Source organism: Vreelandella vilamensis (genome assembly GCF_031451755.1).
GTDB classification, from domain to species: Bacteria; Pseudomonadota; Gammaproteobacteria; order Pseudomonadales; family Halomonadaceae; genus Vreelandella; species Vreelandella vilamensis.
The window spans coordinates 74191-92259 of sequence record NZ_JARWAN010000010.1; the positions used below are offsets into that span (position 1 = coordinate 74191).

The 18069-nt window shown below is 58.0% G+C and carries 12 protein-coding genes and 1 other RNA gene; 1 reads left to right on the forward strand and 12 read right to left on the reverse strand.

Features of this window, described 5'->3' with window-relative positions; translation table 11 throughout:
- Positions 1 to 6: 6 nt before the first annotated feature.
- The 9 genes from pelG to rpiA all read right to left on the reverse strand — a co-directional run bounded on the left by pelG (position 7) and on the right by rpiA (position 14582).
- The gene (pelG, locus tag QC823_RS08000) at positions 7 to 1392 is read right to left on the reverse strand and encodes an exopolysaccharide Pel transporter PelG (RefSeq protein ID WP_309655838.1); all 1386 of its coding nucleotides are present in this window, start codon (positions 1390 to 1392) and stop codon (positions 7 to 9) included.
- 20 nt (positions 1393 to 1412) lie between these two features.
- The gene (gene pelF, locus QC823_RS08005) at positions 1413 to 2996 is read right to left on the reverse strand and encodes a GT4 family glycosyltransferase PelF (protein WP_309655839.1); all 1584 of its coding nucleotides are present in this window, start codon (positions 2994 to 2996) and stop codon (positions 1413 to 1415) included.
- Positions 2993 to 4012, reverse strand: coding sequence for a HEAT repeat domain-containing protein (locus QC823_RS08010; RefSeq protein ID WP_309655840.1), 1020 nt, complete (start codon positions 4010 to 4012; stop codon positions 2993 to 2995). Before QC823_RS08010 ends, pelF begins: the two co-directional genes overlap by 4 nt.
- Positions 3999 to 5360 carry a PelD GGDEF domain-containing protein gene (locus tag QC823_RS08015; RefSeq protein ID WP_309655841.1) on the reverse strand — a complete coding sequence of 454 codons (1362 nt, stop codon included), beginning with the start codon at positions 5358 to 5360 and terminating at the stop codon, positions 3999 to 4001. The genes QC823_RS08010 and QC823_RS08015 overlap by 14 nt, the downstream gene beginning before the upstream one ends.
- A gap of 11 nt (positions 5361 to 5371) precedes the next feature.
- The gene (locus tag QC823_RS08020; RefSeq protein WP_309655842.1) at positions 5372 to 5911 is read right to left on the reverse strand and encodes a hypothetical protein; all 540 of its coding nucleotides are present in this window, start codon (positions 5909 to 5911) and stop codon (positions 5372 to 5374) included.
- 93 nt (positions 5912 to 6004) lie between these two features.
- The gene (locus QC823_RS08025; protein ID WP_309655843.1) at positions 6005 to 9742 is read right to left on the reverse strand and encodes a tetratricopeptide repeat protein; all 3738 of its coding nucleotides are present in this window, start codon (positions 9740 to 9742) and stop codon (positions 6005 to 6007) included.
- Positions 9729 to 12548, reverse strand: a complete 2820-nt coding sequence (locus QC823_RS08030; protein WP_309655844.1) for a bifunctional glycoside hydrolase/polysaccharide deacetylase family protein — start codon at positions 12546 to 12548, stop codon at positions 9729 to 9731. The genes QC823_RS08025 and QC823_RS08030 overlap by 14 nt, the downstream gene beginning before the upstream one ends.
- A gap of 27 nt (positions 12549 to 12575) precedes the next feature.
- Positions 12576 to 13547 carry an NAD-dependent epimerase/dehydratase family protein gene (locus tag QC823_RS08035; protein ID WP_309655845.1) on the reverse strand — a complete coding sequence of 324 codons (972 nt, stop codon included), beginning with the start codon at positions 13545 to 13547 and terminating at the stop codon, positions 12576 to 12578.
- A gap of 360 nt (positions 13548 to 13907) precedes the next feature.
- Positions 13908 to 14582, reverse strand: a complete 675-nt coding sequence (gene rpiA / locus QC823_RS08040; protein ID WP_309655846.1) for a ribose-5-phosphate isomerase RpiA — start codon at positions 14580 to 14582, stop codon at positions 13908 to 13910.
- Between the two features lie 140 nt (positions 14583 to 14722).
- Here rpiA and ilvA point away from each other — a divergent pair, with 140 nt between their 5' ends.
- Positions 14723 to 16264 (forward strand): threonine ammonia-lyase, biosynthetic, encoded by a 1542-nt coding sequence (gene ilvA, locus QC823_RS08045; protein WP_309655847.1) that lies wholly within the window; start codon positions 14723 to 14725, stop codon positions 16262 to 16264.
- A gap of 481 nt (positions 16265 to 16745) precedes the next feature.
- Here ilvA and QC823_RS08050 read toward each other — a convergent pair whose 3' ends face one another.
- The 3 genes from QC823_RS08050 to QC823_RS08060 all read right to left on the reverse strand — a co-directional run bounded on the left by QC823_RS08050 (position 16746) and on the right by QC823_RS08060 (position 17937).
- Positions 16746 to 17384 (reverse strand): 5-formyltetrahydrofolate cyclo-ligase, encoded by a 639-nt coding sequence (locus tag QC823_RS08050; RefSeq protein ID WP_309655848.1) that lies wholly within the window; start codon positions 17382 to 17384, stop codon positions 16746 to 16748.
- Positions 17385 to 17404: 20 nt separating this feature from the next.
- Positions 17405 to 17587: non-coding RNA, 6S RNA (ssrS, locus tag QC823_RS08055), on the reverse strand.
- 47 nt (positions 17588 to 17634) lie between these two features.
- A complete protein-coding gene (locus tag QC823_RS08060; RefSeq protein ID WP_309655849.1) occupies positions 17635 to 17937 on the reverse strand; it encodes a cell division protein ZapA in 303 nt (100 codons plus the stop codon).
- Positions 17938 to 18069: the final 132 nt, after the last annotated feature.

An 18069-nucleotide genomic window follows, 5' to 3' on the forward strand; every position in this document is an offset into this window, starting at 1 on the left:
TCACTTTTATCTGTTGGGCTGTAGCATAAAGGTTTGGTAGGTCAGGTTGTCGAACTCATGATCAAGTACCGCCAGCCCCACCAGGGAAGCAAACAGCAACGACAGTGCGTAGCCATAGCCATAAAAAACCGGCCCCAGCAGTTGGCTAAGCAGCGTCAACATGATGTTGCCGAGTAAAAACAGTAGGCAAAGCCAGAGTGCAGGTTTAAGCCGGTCTAAATAAAACAGCACGTTTAGGATCGCCATAAACAGCACTTGAATGCCCACGGCCACGATATCGATATTAAATAGCGGCAAATACCAGTGAGAAAAGCCCAGCCAGGTAAACAGCGTCGGACCACCTAGCAGAAGCGCCATCACGGTGATCCCCTGCACTTTGAAAATGTCGTAAATACCATGGCGAACGCTCGCGACCATCTCACCCCGCGCTGACTCGATGTGCTGCAATGTATCGCCATTGCGTACGGCTTCGTAATACGCTTGGCAATGTTCCGCAAAGTCAGTCTCCATGCGCATGATGAATACCGCCATGCCCGGCACAATCGATAGGTAGGCGAGAAAAATCGGTAAGTCGTAAATGGGTGAGGCGCGCAATGGGCCGATAACTGCTTCGGACGTCGCGGGATTGAACCAGAACACCAGTTTGTCGGCCCAGATACCGGCTTGGTAAAACAATCCAATGGCGATCAACGACCACTGACACTGCGCGGCGCGGTGTAAATCAAAGCGCCACAACTGGTTGCTGGGAAAATGGTAAATCACCATCACTAGCAGGATGAACAGCAATAGCCCCTGACCTATCACGAAGCCCCCCAGCAAGCCCTCTAGGCCATAACCGCTGAGTAACATGCCGGCGATAAAGGTCGCGCCATAGCCGAGGGCGAACGCCAGTAGCACCTGGCGATAAGCTTTTATCCCGGCGATAAACACCGTGACACACCAAATCATGCAGAGAATGACAAAAGCCATTAGCATTTCAAGCTGGTAGAACCAGGGGGTTTGCTGGAAGGTGAACAGCAACAGAGCGGCTCCGGTAAGCGTTGCTACGCACAGTACCAGCGTTAGCAAGCCGAACAGGTTGGGTAGCACGGCCTGCTCACGTTTTTCGAACAGGCGATCCGCGACAAAGCGAGTAAAGAGTAGCTGAACCAGCGAGGTCAACAGCAAGGAGCTGGCGACTAGCCACGTCACGGAGACCAGAAACGCGGTGACGTGGGTCGCTGTGCCGGTGGGTGACGCGGCGGCAGATAGCACCCCCAGGGCCATCACCGCTAAAATTGAAAGTACCCACGGCCCCGAGCTGATCATGCCGGCGTAACCGTAGGCGCGCAACAAGCTGACGTAACTATCCTGGCGAAGTAGCCGCCGCAGTTCAAAGCCAATGCCGGCCATGAGAGGTCTCCTTTACGGGTCTAGGGCGTGCTAAGCGCTGGGATGGGGGAGGGGGCGCCGGTGTCTTGGCGGTGCGGGTGGTCTTCTGGGTGTATTACCTCCTGGTAGAGCTGTTGGTAGCGCGCCATCATCAGGGCGTCGGTATACTCGGCTTCCACCCGAGCGATCCCTGTGGTGCGTGCCGCTTGCCACGTGTCTTGTTGCGTCAGCAAGTCATACATGGCTTGCGCCGTCGCCTGGGGGCTGGCAATTGGCACGATACTGCCCGCTGGCTGAGGCGCCGCTGGGTCGCCTAGCACCATCTCGCGGCAAGCGCCGACATCGCTGCACACTAGCGGAATACCGGCGGCCATGGCTTCCAATATCACTAGCGGCTGCGCTTCGCTGATCGATGTCAGCACCACGAGACGCACCTGGGCGAGGATCTCCTCAGTCCGCTGAAAACCCAGAAACTGGACCCGGTCCTCCAGCCCTAGCTGAGCTACTAGATCGTGGCACTCTTGGGCGTAGGCGGGGTCTTCGCTGGTAGGGCCAACGATCCAGCCCTGAGCCTCAGGAAGTTGGTCGCTTAGTTGCCGCATTGCGCGAATAAAGGTCTTGATGTCTTTGATCGGTGTGACTCGCCCTAGCAGCGCCACGATTGGCTGCCGGTTGTGGGCGGTGGCATCGCGTAGCGGGGCAAACCGTTCGATATTAATGCCGTTGGGAATGAGGCGAGTACGCTCAGCGGGGGCGCCGTCCTGAAGCTGGCGTAAGCGGTTACCTTCATGCAGGGCGGTAATCTGCGCGGCGCTGGTATAGGCCATGCGCCCCAGCCCCTGAAAAAAACGAATCCACATCTGGCGAATATAGCCGGTATCGATTTGAAACCCGTGGGAAAGCGCATCGGTTGAGTTTTTTATCCACTTGGCTTCGAGCAAGTCAATTTGACGCTCCTTGGTATAGATGCCGTGTTCGGTCACTAATAGTGGGCGGTGGTGGATGTGGTGCGCCAGCGCTCCCAGGAAACCGGCATAGCCCGTGGAAATGGTGTGCAGGCAGCGCCCCCGAGGCAGGGTCTTGGCGATGCGTGCCAATAAAAACAGCGGAGCGTGAATGTTGCGAACCGACCAGAAGTAGTCGATGAAAGAAGGCTCGGTGACGTGCTCTAGGTAGTGGTCCACGATCTGTTGCCACGCCGATTGGCTATACAGAAAGTCTTCTTGGCTGAGACCGCCGCGACGCCCAAGCATGCGCGCCATGTCGCACAGGGCTCGGTTCTGCTCGCTAGGCTCGGCGTGGCGCAGCGTTTGGTGAAACTCATGAACGGCGGCAAAGGTACGTTTTTTACCCCGACGCGCCTTGATGGTCTTGGCATTGGGTAAATCGTCTATCAAGTAGTGGCACTCCAGGTGCACCACATTGGCTGGGCGTTCGAAGAGGATGCCTTCGTAGTGCTCGCGGCGTCCGCCGAGAAACACAAGCGCAAAGCGCAGCGCAGGCAGGCCGCGAATTAATTGATCAACCCATGCACTGACGCCACCGCGCACCATGGGGTAGGTGCCTTCCAGCAGTAATACCACATCGGCGGGTGCATCCCGCCGTTTTAGGGTGGGCCATGTCATCGCCAGTACTCCAATAAAGGATGCAGGATGGGTTGCTCACGTGCGGTGGGGCTGAGCCGCGCAAGCTGCGTGAGCATTGAGGCATAGTCTCGGGTTTGAAAGGCAAGCTCGGCGCGGTAAGGGGCGAGATCGTCATCGTGCATGCCCAAACGCTGACATTGTTGAAAGGCGGTTTTCGCTCCTTGATCGTCGTTGAGCGCTAGACACAAGCGCCCTCGCAATAGCTGGCGGTGGGCACTATCCGCGCAGTCAATCGCCTGGTCGAGATAATCCAATGCTTGGTTTAACAAAAAACGCGCGGTACTGCCTTGGGCAAGTTTGAGGTAGTCATATTCCCAGTAGTGCATGGCCAATGCTTCGGCATGCTGACCAAAAGGATCGCCATTGTCTTGGCGAGCGGTGGACAGGGTTTTGATTTGTTCATCAAGGTCGCGCTCGATCCCGCTGAGCATCGAGTACGCCAGCAAGCGCACGTCATCAGTGGGGTCGGTCAAACCTTGTCGCAATAAGCTGACTGCCTGACGACGTGGCAAATGTCGGCAGGCCAGAATCGCTTCCTGGCGCTGGCGGCTGTTGTCTGAATAGCTCAGCACGCTGGTGAGCCCTTCCCGCATGGCAACCGAGTCCGCGCTAGGGGGTACCATAGGCTGGTAGGGCAAGGCAGGGAGGTCAAGGGGTTGCCAGCGTGACGCACGTTGAGGCGCTGTCCGATACAAAGCCGGTACCAGGCCGAACGCTAAGCCCAAAAAGCCCACCGCAGGCAAGATAAAAATCAGCAGGGCAAAAAACAGCAGCACTCCCAGCGCAGGGCGCTGATAAGGGGTAGGCAGCGCGCGTCGCAGCCCTTCGGCGAGCAATACCGAGCCCACGCCATGCAGGGCAATCATTTCAGTTGTCGGCAGGGTGATCGCGACCCACCAAGGGTAGGCCGCCGTGCTTTCAAAAAGTAACCCGGCGACAAGCCAAGGCAAGCTTTTGAGCGGTGAGGCGCGTGCCGCTGTTTCATGCGTGGACATGGGCCACCTCTTGGCTTACCTGTTGATCCAGCAGTTTTTTGACCGAAAGCCGTCCATCGATAACGCGATGGGTGATGCGGATTTGCTCACAACTTTCGCCTATACCGGGTTGCGCGGCGATAATCTCCTGTAGCCGTTTTGCATAGATATCGAAAGCTTGTGGCTGGGTGAGGGGTAACAAAACGTAGAGCCGATGGTGAAGGTCGTCGTCAAAGGAGACCCAGCTACGATCAAGGCCACGCTGTTGGCTCAGAATCTTGTCGATAACGGGCTGAACTTGAGCGGGACTCAATTGCGCTGAAAAGTCGATCAATACCAGCAAAGAGGTCAACTGATGGTCACGCGCGTGGCGTACCCACTGAGCGACGCAGGCATGTTGGTTGAAGTGGGGGTCATGTGGCGAGTGCTGTGCCTGATGCAACATATCGCCAAACTGGGCGCCGAGTACCGCGAGCAGGTGCAAATGCCCTCGATGGAAGTCAATAAACGGCATGGCGGTCACGGCCACCACCGCATGGATATGTTCCGCGATATCGATCAGCGGCACCACGGCGGTGAGCGGCGCGTTATCCACGTTGATCCCTTGTTCCATGGCGCTTTTCAGGCAGATCATGCGGCGCTGCTCCAGACAGGCCCGCAGCATGGGATCGTCGAGATCGAAAGGCGCTTCACCACCGAACCAGATTGCCTGTTCGGCATGCAGCTGTTGCTGGTCGTCTAGAGGTATCAGGGCCGCCTGTTGCACACGGGCGTGTTGGGCTAGGAAGGCGAGCAGCTCGTTGCCAAAATGGCGAAGGGGGGCCTGGTTGGGAGGGAGATGCTGGTACTTTTTTTCCAGCGCTTTCAGCGCGTCACGCAGGGTAAACGGGTTGGCGGCGAGACGCTCCGCCAGCTGGTCGTGGGAAACCCGCAGCAATTGATAGTGGCGTACGAACTCTTCCAGGCGTGTCGATTGCGCGTGGTAGATGACAGTCATTTTTTGTAGGCGCCGACGCCATACATCGGCCATCTCACCGGCGACCATTCCCACCAAAATCAAGGCGATAGCGATGGGCAGTCGTTGAGTACGATCGATAAATACGTCGCCATGAAACCACCATCCTTCCATGCCGATGAAGGTAACGCCGAGTAAAGCGCTACTAAAGCCCCAGGCGAAGCCGTAGCGCATGCCAACAAGCAGCGGCGCGATGGCCAGCAGCCAGGTCAAACCGCTGCCGAGCAGCAAGGGGTCCTGAGGATTGATTAGCCACCCGACCGCTGGCAGTGCAAGCGTAATGACCACGGTTTCCAGCAGGCGCAACCAGCGGGGAGGCTCAAAGGGCTTTAGTTCATCGATACGTGTGGCCATGGTATGTGTCCTCATTGCCGGAGGGGGAGCGTGGCAACCAGGTCTGCCATCAGTTTTTGCGCGACACCGCTTGTCGTGCTGAATCCCCACCCGGTACGGGCGCCGCTGGCGCTCCACAGAATCTCGCCGCTATTGATATCTACCACACGCAAACTGATGCCAATGGCGGGTTCACCGTCCAAGCCGGCCTTGTACTGCCACTCATCGACGGAACCTGTGATGCCGTAGCGAATGCCCTCCTGTTGTGCCCAGGCAAGGGCCGCACGATAGTCCCGATCGCTTGGCAGATCGATTAGCCCCGTTTGCGCGGCGCGAGGTGCCTGGGCCAGCGAGCTGACGCCGTGCTGGTGCAGTAGCGTCATCAAACTGGCTTGTGCTTTTTGCCCCGCCAACGGGGTTTCTGAGTGGTTGGCAATGGGTAGCAGCACCCATTTGGCTTGGCTGGCGAGCGGCTCCCCTCGGTGCACATCGGTCACGGCGCAGCCGCTTAGCACGGTGAACGCGATCAGCAAGGTGAGCATTACCACACGATGAAACAAGTCAGTAGACATAGCGTTATCTCCGAGAGCGCCTAGTCGGCGGCGCAACCAGTGGGGAAGGGTTGGGTGAAAAAGTGCGATGGCGGTTGGTGACTTCATGGCAGGTCAATGTCCCAAAAAGTACTGATACGTCAGTGAGGCGCCGAGATTGGTATTCCCGTTATCGCCGGCGCCTTGGTCGGCTTCTATGCGCAAGCTCAGTGAATCGTTACCGAAAAGGCGACTGCCTATCCCAAGGCGGGCATTGAGGCCAATGTCGTTATCCGGCATCAAGTAACCCGCTTCCAGCCCTATCTCGATTCGGGGAGATGCCACCGTTGGGTAGTTGCTGAAAGGGTCGCCACGCCGCAGGGTGACGCCCATGCCGACAAAGCCGGTCTGATCGGTCAGTAAGTCGCCCGGTTGCGTGCCCACTGGAAGCCGGCGAGCGATATCGTCCGGCAAGCGGTTATTCAAGTGGTAATCGGCGTGATTGGCCAAAAGGCTCACCTCTAGCTGACGGGTGGCGCCTTTGATCAGCGTGCGGCGCAGGGCGGCGTCGACACGGTAGCCACTGCCGAGCGTGTCGCGGGTTTCGCGGCTTTTTAGGCTGACGTGGCCGGCATCAAGGCTAAGGGTGTCGCGGGCGGTGGGGGTCCACTCAAGCTGCACGCCGACGCGGTCTTCCACGCTTAATAAGCGCATACGATCGTTGATATCGGACGTGCGGCTGATTTCGCCATAGAGCGTGCCAGCCACGCGTGAGGTGGCTTGCCAGCGCTGAGAAATGCCCCCGTAAGGCCGGTCGACGCGATCGGTTTGGGTGCTGCCGATGGTCAGCGTGGTGTCGGCGCGAGGTCCGTTCCAGCCCAGCTGTAGCTCGGCGCCTTGTTCGTCGGTTACCCCGTCGCTCTCGATGTCGCTGGTAGCCATGTCCAGTTCGCGCGTCACCAGCAATAACTGGCCCCAAAAGCGCTCGCCACTGGTTTCGTAGAGAGCGTTCTGAGAGGTGATATCCAGGTCGCCCAGGCGACGATACTCGGCGGTCGTCGCTAGCCGGTGTGGCAGCTCGCTGGCCAGTTCCACCGCATCGCGACGGCGATCGACACCGCCGTGGGTGAGCGTCTCGGCCAATGCCTGGGCCGGTTGGCGGCGGTCAAGCTGACGCATTATCGCCAGCCGATCCGTGGCTGGGAGCGTGCGGCCTGCGTCGCTATCGAGTAGCTGTTCAAGGGTGTCGCGGTCGTTTTTCTCTAGGGCGACGACAAACGTTTGCCAAGCAGGGCTGACATGGCCTTGTGCCTGGGCACGCAGCAGCAAGTAGCGCGCGTGGAGGGGCTGCTGCAGGCTCGTATGGGCCTCGAACAGCCAATCGCTATCGCTGGCCTGAAGGGGAGTGTCGGCAAAGGCGTTGGTGACCAGCTGGGTGTACCAGTCGTGTACGCTTTCCGGGCCGCTAAGCTGTGCCTGCAAGGCCATTGCTTGGGTATGTTCACGGCGCTGTTGGAGGGGGAGGGTGGGCGTAGAGGCTTCCTGCAAGCTGTCCGTGAGGCCTGGAGATAAGGTATCAAGCGCTTTTAGGCGCATGTTGAAAGCGAGTGCCGCTTGGCCGCTCTGGGCTAGCGCATCGGCATGGTAGAGCTGCTGCCAGGCATCCGTGGCGCCAGATTCCTGCGCCAGGGCGTACCACGTTAAAGTTTGCGCCAAGTTGCCGAGATGACGGTGCCCCTCGGCCATGGCACTCATCATCACTGGCGTTTGGGCCGCTTGGGTATGCCACGCTTCCAGCCGCTGACGCAGGGCAACGTCTTCTCCGGCGGCCATTAGCGCATACAGCATGCCCGCGAGTAGGCCAGGGTCGTTGTCCGAGAGCTCAAGGGCGCGGTGGTAGGCCGTGACCGCGTCGTCGGGCGCTTGCCGCAGTAGGGCTTGTTGGCCGCGTGCCGCCCAGTAATCCGCTGATTGGGCAAATTGGGCGGGCTCCTGGTTGGCCATGGCCAGCAACTCCTGGGTAAGCGCGGTTTGGCGTTCACGCTGGGCCAGGTAAAGCATCTGGATCAACGCGTCGCCATCCCGAGCCTGGCGCCAGCGCTGCCGTGAAACACGCATGGCCAGGTCGATATCGCCATTATCCGCCGCGGCTTGTATTAGCCGTGAGGCGCCTTCCGCGTCCAGCATGCCGTGTTCGAACATGGCGCGGTAGGCTTGCAAGCTGGCTTCGCTATCGCCCAGTTTCCAGGCCAGTTCCCCGCGTTGATTTAAGTACTGTTGATTTAAGTACGATGGATTTAAGTACGGTTGATTCCAAGACTGCTGCCAGGGTTGCGCAGCGTTAGCCGCTAATGGGAGCGGGGCGTTATTCAGGACGTCCAAGGCGCTTTCGAGCTGCCAGTTCCGGACGAGGACCTGGCTGTGCGCTTGAACGAAGTTATGACGCGTGCCGTATCGGGCGCTAAGCGCTGCCCAGCTGTCGGCGGCGTCTTCCAGGCGCCCGGTCTGCTCCTGCCAGGTCGCTAGGCGAATACCCAGTGCCTCATCGTGGAGACCGCTGGCCTGCCAGGCTTGAATACGTTGGATGGCGGCATCTGGCTCACCGAGCTCTTCAAGCAAGTCCACCCACCGGCGGCGCTCTTCCAACGTGATGGTGTCGTTGCGTTCCAGGTGGGCCAGCGCGGCCACGGCGGCTCTGCGTTCTCGCACGCTGAGCGCGAGGGTGACGACCCAGCGGTAGTGGCGCGCGTCGCCGGTCTGTTGAGCCAGGCGTTCTGCGCTTGTCAGCGCCCCACGGGCATCGCCTGACCACTGTTGCGTCTGGGCAAGCTGTTCCAGATAAGCAGGCTGGTCTGGATGTTGCTGGCGCAACTGTGTCAGCGCGGCGAGAGCGCTTTGAAGCTCGGTCAGGCCGAGGGCGATCGTCACATGGCGTTCCAGGTTCTCCGTGGCCGGATTGATCTCAATAAGCCGCTGGGACCACGCGTGGGCCTGTTCCGGTTGGCCGTGGGATAACGCCAGACGGATACCCAGGTCGAGTAATTCCGGGTCGCGCGGGTATACCGTCAAGTATTCCCGGGCATAGGCAACGCCGTCGTCTTGCTGGCTTTGCTGGGCGGCGCGCAAGGCTTCCAGTGCTGCTTCGCGGCGGGGAGATTCTGCCGTGGTGTCTGTGTCTTGAGCGAATGCCGGGGTCATGAACCAGGAGAGCCAACCCAGGGTGATCAGCGGAATGTCGGCGACTTGGTAGGCACGGTGCCAGGCGGCCGCTGAACGCTCAGGATAACCGGCGCGTAGCCACCAATAACCGGCGAGCGCTAGCCATTGGTACTGTTGCTCGGGGTCCTGCTCGCTTAGCTGCTCGTAAAGCATGGCGGCGTGGCGGGGCTGCTCAAGCGCCAGCCAGTACGAGGCCATACTTTCCAGATAGTCGTTGGGTAGCGCGGTGCCGCTCTGGTAGGCGAGCAAATGCGCTTGAAAGCGTTGTACCGCATCGTGGCGAGTGGGGTTGTCGTGCGAAATGGCGGCCAGCAATTGCCATTCAATAGTGAGCCGCAACCACTGAATGGCGAGGTCAGGGTGGTCTTGAAGCGGGGCCAGCGTGGCTTTGGCCATGTCGAGCTCGCCGACCTGCAGCAATTTAGTGGCCAGGCCGACGCGCAGGGAGACATTATCCGGATTGGTGTTAAGTAGCGCCTGGGAATACAGAATCGAGATGCGACTCGGCATGCTGTCGTTGCGCTCTAACGTCAATAGATGATGGGCAGGAAACAGCAACACCAGCATCAAGGCGATGACCAGTGCGATGAGGCGCAGAGTCAGCGGGCGTAGTAAACGCCGCGGTGGCGGGGCGTGAGGGTTAGCGTACGGCACAGGTCACCTCAATCCGCTCTGGGCGAGGTTGGCGGTAGTGTAAAAAGGTACTGTCTCCACGCTGCTCTTGGCGGGCGCCGGGTGCTGACACCTGGCACCCCTGGGTGGCGCCCAGTTCCACGGTCAAAGGTACTTGTTGCGCCGCTAAGCTGATACTCAGCCGGGCTGGCGACGTGGCCTGCCACGCCTGAATGCGGCCGTTAGCATGGCGCAAGTGGGGAAGTGACGGAGCCGTGGAAGTGAAATACACCTCCGCGTCGCCTTGGCCGGTCAGGGCAACGTAACGCCCAGAAGGGAGATCACGCACGCCGGCAACACCGCTTGAGCGGTTAAGGTCGGGCCAGCCCATTGCTGAAGGGATGCGCAGTGTGCGCATGTGGTCGGCGCCGCGAATCTGCCAGCCGCCATCCAGACGCCGAGCAATACCGGTGGAATACCACTGGGTGGCCACATCGCTCCAGTCACTGGCGAAAAGTGGCAGAGTCTCTTGGGTTTCAACGTATTCGTACACCTGATGAAGCGCACGCAGAGCACCGGGGCTTGCCGCCGAGTAGAAGTGATAATAGACGTCGATGGGTTTTAAGCGCCGGGGGTGATCGGTGATCTGATACGTTTCGATGGCGCGGCGATAACCCCATAGCGGCCCCAACATGTTGTTGGTATAAACGTTTTCATTGATTTGCGGGGCATAAACCTGCAGATAACGGCCTTGTGGCCGTAGCATGGGGGATACGCGGGTCATGGTGGGATTGCTGTGGGTCACGCTGGTATTGCCGCCGTTGATATTGCGCAGCCCCAGTTCGTCGGCAATCGCTAAGGCCTTTTCCGGAGGGAGGGTGTTACCGGTCCACAGCACCATCTTTACTGGCTTGTTGGCCGGTGCCAGATGGCGATTGATATAGTCGGTAGAGCCAGCGATTTCGCGTTCCAGGGAAAAACGGTAGTTGGGAATCGGCATGTTGTAGTTGAAGCCCGCGGACGTTTCTCCCTGCCCGGCCATTTCACCTTCCACTAAGCTTTCCCACTCGAAGGGGTGACTGAACGTGTGAGTGGCGACTTCTACCCACGGCAGGGCGAAAATCCGCCTGGCAAGCGGCTCCAGCACTTCCCGGTATTGGGGATAGAGGCCTTCGGCCCCCACTTCTCCTTCGATGATGGAAACGGTGGTGGGCACTTGGTAGCGCATCAGAATATCCGACAGCATTTTTTCGCCGGTGAAGGGCGTGCCGGGCAGGTCGGCGCGGCTGACAAAGGCATCCCCGTCGATCTGCGTCATCCAGTAGCGTGCGCCATTTTCCGTCGTGGCATCGGCCACCGGCATCTCCGGCAGTGCCAGGGCGCGCGTAAGAAAGGCAAAAGGGTCTAGGTTCCAGCGATGCTGGTACTCAGTTGCCTCCTGAAAAACCCAGGGGTAGCTCGCTAAACCGCCCCAGGCGCCCGTCATGATCGGTACGACGGTGTCGCCACTGTTGTCATCACGCAATGTCAGGTGGGCGGTCAAGCCGTCTCCCACTAACCGGTAGCTGGTTTGTGGCAACGGGGAGGGCTGGGAAAACCCTTCGAAATTCAACAACGCGTCATGGTCGATGACGGTTAGCGTCTGCGCGGCCAAACCGTTGAGTTCTTGGAGCCCCATTAGACTGCCCAAAGCGCCGGATAAGGGGATTCCTGGGTTGCCAACGATAGCGGCGCGCAGGCCGTTTTCCATCTGCTGGCGTAGCCACGCATGGTAAGTTGCGCCATTGCTAAGCGAGTCGTTGAACCAGGTAACGACACCAGCATAACGGCCATGCAGCACGTCGCTGGGCAGCTCTCCGTTCACGTCGCGGTATTCGGCACCATAGCCATGGTACTCAAGGGGCATGGCCAGGTAGCGGTGTGCGTTGGTGTTGGCCAGTTCGCCGGCTTCGGTCTTTTCTTTGTCGAACAACACCAGCACTCGCCGGGGGATGGGCTCGATCAGGCCCACGCCGACCTGGTTCAACTCAGGAACGCTGACCCAAGGGATAAACCCTTCGGCATGAATGCGCTGGGCAGTTTCGCGTGCCAACTCACGATTGGCGGCGGGCACGTAGTCGATGGCGATGGCCGGCAGCCCATATTGATCACGCACGCGTGACAGCTGCTGATACAGCCAAGCCTGGTCGGCCTCGGGCACCGCGCCGAAGGTGTCGGTGGCGGGGTTCCAGCCTCGGTAGAGGGATTCCGCCGCCACGCCGATAATGTCGTCATGCACCGTCTCCAGTATTTCGAAGCCGCGATTGAGCAGTAACTGGATACCGGGAAACTCTTGATGTATCCGGTTAATGATCTCAATCAGGGCGGCCTGCTGGCGCTCGGCGGCGGCGCCTTCCGGCGCAAATAAACGGTAACTATCCAGGGTGTCCAGGAACAGGCCCCGGTAGCCCGTCTCCCACAAGGGCCTTATGAGTGCCTCGATGAGGAAATCCTGCCAACCAGGGTCGGTCAAATCGGCGACCCGGCTGTTCCAAGCCTCGTTTTTTGCCACCAGGGCAGTGGGGGGCAACGTTACATCAGCGCCACGCCAGGCATCTAACTCACCGATACTCACATAGGCCAACGGTTGCCCACCGTGCTGTTTGAGCAAACGAAGCTCGGTAGCGTCCACGTTGGCCGCTTCCACCACGATCCAGTCAAACTGAGAAAGCAGTTCCGTGGGCAGGTCATTGCCGTAGTAAAAGCTAACGCTAGGCGTCAATACCGGCTCGGTGGCTTGCGCCTGGATAAAGGGCTGGCAAAGCGTTATGACAGCACCCAATATCAGTCGACAAAACGGTTTCTCCACGACATTCACCTTGGAATCAGCCCGATGTCAGGCGTTGATCGGCATGGCCGTGACACGCGCCACGTCGCTTTGACGTTGATGTTTGATTAACTCGACCAAGCCTTGTTGCAGGGACCACTGAGGCTCAAACGCCAACCACTCGAACAAGCGCTGGGCATCGCCGCAGGAGTGGCGAATATCTTCGGCCTTGGCGGGCATGTGTCGAGCAGGTAAATGGCATTTAGTCAGGTGTCGGAGGTGCTCAAGCAACTCCAGAAGCGAGATGCTTTTGCCGGTTGTTACGTTACAGACACCACAGCGAGGGCTTAGCAACGCGGTAACGTTGGCTCGGGCAATATCGCCGACATAAACAAAGTCTCGTGACTGAAGCCCATCACCGAAGATGATAGGTTCCTGGCGATCGAGCAGGCGGTCGAGAAAGCGCGCGATGACGCCGGCATAAGGGGAGCGCGGATCTTGCCGTGGGCCGTAAACATTGAAATAGCGTAACCCCATGCTCGGTAAGCCATGCAGGCTTTGCAGTAAAGTGGCATAGCGCTCGTCGACCCATTTTTCCAACCCGTAGGGAGACAAGGGCTGAGAGGCGCAATCTTCTTGCAGCGGCAGCTGGTCAGAATCACCGTATACCGCAGCGGAAGAGGCGTAGACCAGCTTGGTTACCTGGGCCTGAGCAGCCTCGTGCATGACGTTGAGCGCCCCCAGGATATTGTGGGTGGCAGAGCTGACCGGGTCCTCGACCGAACTGTTAACAGACACCTGGGCGGCGAGGTGCAGACAATGGCTAACACCTTGCATGGCCGCTTTTACATCATCGGAATGGCGAATATCACCCCTCATGAACTCAAGGCGGGGGTGGAGGGGGAGATTGTCTAGGTGACCGTTGGAAAGGTTATCCAGAACGCGCACGGTAAAGCCCTGCTGGAGCAATAACTCGACACTGTGCGAGCCAATAAACCCGGCGCCGCCAGTGACCAGTACGTGCTCTTTGAGTTTGGTCATGGGTACTTCCCCCTCGGTGTTTAGATAACCTTGCTCTTAAATAACTTGCTTTAGACAACAAGGTGTTAGTGCCTAAGTTTATAAGGAAATAAGAGATACACTCCGTATCTTAAAATTAACTTAGTTTACATTTTGATACAAGATGAGAGGGAATGATATTTACCACGAAAAAGTATGATTTTACTCATACTCAAGGTGGCAGAGTTTTGCGCAGGTAAAGCTATTGGGTTAAGCGGGCCATGGCCGTTCAAGGTAAGCGAATGCCAACGGCGATAGCGCTTTGAAACCAGGCCAGCCTATTTCGCTGGCCTGTTAATGAGGAGGGATACAAAAGGAAGGGTATAACGAGGAACGCGTATTTTAACGCAGCGCGGTGCGCTCGACGCCGTCTTCTTTGCCGAGCAGCAGCACATCGGCTCCCCGGGCGGCAAACAGGCCGTTGGTGACCACGCCGACAATACTGTTGAGAGTGGCTTCCATTGCCTTGGGGTTTTCGATCATAAAGTCATAGCAATCGATGATTTGGTTGCCGTTATCGGTTACCACACCCTCACGATAGACCGGCTCGGCGCCAAGTTTCACCAGTTCGCGGGCGACGTAAGAGCGCGCCATGGGGATAACTTCGATCGGTAAAGGAAATTCGCCAAGCTGCGCGACGTACTTCGAACCATCGGCGATGCAGATAAACCGCTCGGCGCAGGCGGCGACGATTTTCTCCCGGGTTAGGGCTGCGCCACCGCCTTTGATCATTTGTAAGTGGGCATTTACTTCGTCTGCGCCGTCGATATAAAAAGGTAGTGTGCCGCTACTGTTGAGCTCTAGCACATCGATACCTAACTCTTTTAAGCGCTTGGCGCTGGCATCCGAGCTTGCTACCGCGCCTTTAAAGCGATCGGCCAACTTACCCAGCCGGTCGATAAACAGATTGGCCGTGGAGCCGGTGCCAATGCCGAGCACGGTGTCTTTCTCAAGCCACGGTTCGATCTCGTTGATGGCAGCGTCGGCTACGGCGGCTTTGAGTTCGTCTTGCGTCATAATACACCCTTGTAATGGGTCAGCAGGAAAAGCGTGGAGCCACAGTATAGCGGGCAAAAAGCGCACTGCCGATGTCGAAATGCTAGACGCCGCTAGGCGCTATCTGCTACCAATAGATGTTTTGTCTGACCTGCGCCGTGATGGCCATTACTCCCGTGGATACCAGCATGCTCGAAGCTACCGTGAAGAAAATCCTCCAAGCCCGCGTTTATGAAGCGGCTCATGAGACTCCCATTTCCCCCGCTCCTTTTCTGTCACGTCGCTTCAACAACACGATTTTAATTAAGCGCGAAGACCTCCAGCCGGTTTTTTCCTTCAAGATTCGTGGCGCTTACAACAAAATGGCGCAGCTTACCGAAGAGCAAAAAGCCAAAGGCGTGATTGCCGCCTCTGCCGGTAACCATGCCCAGGGGTTAGCAATGGCGGCCAAGCAGATGGGCGTTAAAGCCACGATTGTGATGCCGCGCATTACTCCGGAAATCAAGGTGGCCGCGGTGCGCGCCCGGGGGGCCAAGGTAATCCTGAAAGGCGATGCTTTTGCCGCTGCGGCCGAGCATGCCCAGGAGTTAATCAAAGAGCACGGGTATACTTACATTCCGCCGTTTGACGATATTGACGTGGTGGCTGGCCAAGGCACCATTGCAGTGGAAATACTGCGCCAGCACGCCGGACCCATTGATGCCATTTTTGTCCCCGTGGGCGGCGGCGGGCTAATTGCCGGCGTGGCCGCCTACGTGAAGTACCTGCGCCCGGATATCAAGGTCATCGCGGTGGAATCCGAAGATAGCGCTTGCCTGAAAGCGGCGCTCGACGCCGGTGAGCGCGTGGTGTTGGACCAAGTTGGCGTTTTTGCCGAAGGGGTCGCGGTGGCGCAAATTGGTGAAGTGCCGTTCTCCATCATGCAGCATTTGATCGACGAGGTGATTACCGTTACCGCCGATGAAATGTGCGCGGCGGTGAAGGATATTTTCGAGGATACCCGCGCGGTTTCGGAAACGTCTGGGGCGTTGTCGCTTGCGGGGTTAAAAAAGTACATTCAGCAAACGGGCGCGGAAGGCCAGACGCTGATTTGCATTAACTCGGGCGCTAACACCAACTTTGATCGTTTGCAGCATATCGCCGAGCGTACCTCGCTAGGTGAGCAGCGCGAAGCTATTTTGGCCGTGACCATCGCCGAAAAGCCCGGCAGCTTTAAAAAATTCTGCCGCACCCTGGGCAAGCGGATGGTGACTGAATTTAGCTACCGCTATGCGGATGCCACCGACGCGCATATCTTTGTCGCCGTACAAGTCAAACCGGGCGGAGAAGACCGCCAAGCCGTGATCGAAAAACTCACCGAGGCGGGCTATCAAGTCGAAGACTTAACCGACAATGAGCTGGCCAAGGTGCATATCCGTCACTTAGGCGGCGGGCGGCCTAGCGAGCAGTTTGCCGAAGAGCTCTACCGCTTTGAGTTCCCCGAGCGCCCTGGGGCGCTGATGAACTTCTTAACGCAGCTGCCGCATGATTGGAATATTTCGCTTTTCCACTACCGCAATCACGGCGCAGCCTATGGGCGTGTGCTGGTGGGTATGCAAGTGCCTAACGGCGACCGCGTGAACGTGGAAAAACACCTGGATACCATAGGCTATCGCTACTGGAAAGAGAGCGATAATCCGGCTTACCGACTGTTTATGGCATAACGTAATGAAACGTGTCCTGGAGTAAGCGGTTACTTACCTGGAGGCTTTGTGTTGCTCGGTGTTTTGATTGTGGTCAAACGTTTAAACAAACGCTGTTCGATAACGCCTTTATCGATTGCGAAACGTAGCCGGTTGGCCCTATAGTCACTAATGAAATAGTCGGCAGCAAAATGATGTAAAAACATCATCGCCTCGACCGACTAGCAAAAAAATACGCATTTAAGGTTTGGCAACTGTCGTAAATCGTGGAGAAGCAACATGCGTCGTAAAAAGCCGGATATGATCATGGCCTTAATGGTGGTGTTTGCGCTGGGGGTATTGGTAACGGGATATGCACAGGCACTCGCTGGTAGCTAATGGTTTTTTAGCTGCGTATCGATCACGACGTATCATCATACCCGCTAGTACATACACAAAAGTACAAACACAAAACGGCGGCGTTGCTAAGTGCAACGCCGCCTTTTTGTGTCTGGGAAAGACCCTAAGGCCGCACGATCTTCGTATCGGTGACGATGGCGCTGAGAGGAATATCCCACGGGTCGGTGGGGAGCGTTTTTACCTCTTGGCAGGCGTGAGCAACGCCAATCAGCCGCGGCGCCGGGCGGCGGTGGCGCACAAAGGCCAGCGTGCGGTCGTAAAAGCCGCCGCCCATGCCCATGCGGTGCCCATGGGCATCAAACCCCACCAATGGGGCGATGAGCGTATCAAGCGCCCACGCGGGCAGGCGATGGCGGCGCTGAGCGCTAAAGCGTGGCGCGGGTTCCCAAATGTTGAAGCGGTTTTTCACCATGGGCGTATTAGGGCGGTAAGCGACAAACCAAAGCGAATTTTTGGCTAACGGGCGTAATACCGGCAGATACACCTCAACACGACGTGCGCGCAACCACGCCAAAATCGGCGTTGGGTCGATTTCACCATGAACGGGCAAATAGAAGCTGACGCGCCGGGCGCGTTGGATTTCAGGTAATGTTTTAAGCCGTTCGCACAACTTTTTCGCGGCAAGGCGTTGCGCTTGGGGGGGAAGCGCGCGGCGGCGGCGTTTCAACTCGCGGCGTAGTGCCGTTTTTTCCAGCGGTGCCGTCGTTGGGCGAGCGTTAACGGTAGCGTCATTGGCGGGCATAGCGCGTGTTTCTCGGCAGTGAGTTCCCCAGAGTGCCGCTGTCGTTCTGGCCCTGAACCCAAAGGTTCAGGTGGGTGGCCGCAGCCAAACCGTTAGGCTTTCCGTCGCGCGGACATGCACACGGGTCTGGCTAGCATTTGGCCCCCTAGGTATTGCGCATAGGCTCGAGGGACGTAAACGACTGGCGAACACCCCAGGGAACGTCTTCATACTAACAGAGCGGTTGCCGATACCAAAGGACGCGTGTGATTTACGATGGCGGTCGGGTTTTCTCTAGCGCGTTTTCCAGCCGCTCGCTCAAGCGAGTGATATCAGCTTCGTGGTCGCGGCGTTCATCCAGCGTTTCCAGTAACTCATGGGTGATATTGAGCGCGGCCATAATGGCGATGCGCTCGCTACCTAAAACGCTACTTTGCGAATGAATACCGTGCATGGCGCGGTCTAGGTAACGCGCGGCTCGCTCCAGTTTCTTTTCTTCGCCTGGATCGCAGGCAATCATATAGCTGCGACCGAGTAGGGTAATGTCTTTGGTTGGCCGCTTAGCGTTACTCATCAAAGGCTCCGGCACGGGTCATTTCATTGACCGATGCGTTAACATTACTGCATAGGAAGGATGATCGGCGTTCACTATAAGAGAGCGGCTTGCGCGGGGTCAACGCGCGGGCGTGAACGCCATGGTTTTCTA

What these genes read in the sequence shown, in the direction of transcription:
- pelG (WP_309655838.1), bottom strand. Translation starts at nt 1,392, where the DNA reads ATGGCCGGCATTGGCTTTGAACTGCGGCGGCTACTTCGCCAGGATAGT.
- pelF (WP_309655839.1), bottom strand. Translation starts at nt 2,996, where the DNA reads ATGACATGGCCCACCCTAAAACGGCGGGATGCACCCGCCGATGTGGTA.
- QC823_RS08010 (WP_309655840.1), bottom strand. Translation starts at nt 4,012, where the DNA reads ATGTCCACGCATGAAACAGCGGCACGCGCCTCACCGCTCAAAAGCTTG.
- QC823_RS08015 (WP_309655841.1), bottom strand. Translation starts at nt 5,360, where the DNA reads ATGGCCACACGTATCGATGAACTAAAGCCCTTTGAGCCTCCCCGCTGG.
- QC823_RS08020 (WP_309655842.1), bottom strand. Translation starts at nt 5,911, where the DNA reads ATGTCTACTGACTTGTTTCATCGTGTGGTAATGCTCACCTTGCTGATC.
- QC823_RS08035 (WP_309655845.1), bottom strand. Translation starts at nt 13,547, where the DNA reads ATGACCAAACTCAAAGAGCACGTACTGGTCACTGGCGGCGCCGGGTTT.
- rpiA (WP_309655846.1), bottom strand. Translation starts at nt 14,582, where the DNA reads ATGACGCAAGACGAACTCAAAGCCGCCGTAGCCGACGCTGCCATCAAC.
- ilvA (WP_309655847.1), top strand. Translation starts at nt 14,723, where the DNA reads ATGGCCATTACTCCCGTGGATACCAGCATGCTCGAAGCTACCGTGAAG.
- QC823_RS08050 (WP_309655848.1), bottom strand. Translation starts at nt 17,384, where the DNA reads ATGCCCGCCAATGACGCTACCGTTAACGCTCGCCCAACGACGGCACCG.
- QC823_RS08060 (WP_309655849.1), bottom strand. Translation starts at nt 17,937, where the DNA reads ATGAGTAACGCTAAGCGGCCAACCAAAGACATTACCCTACTCGGTCGC.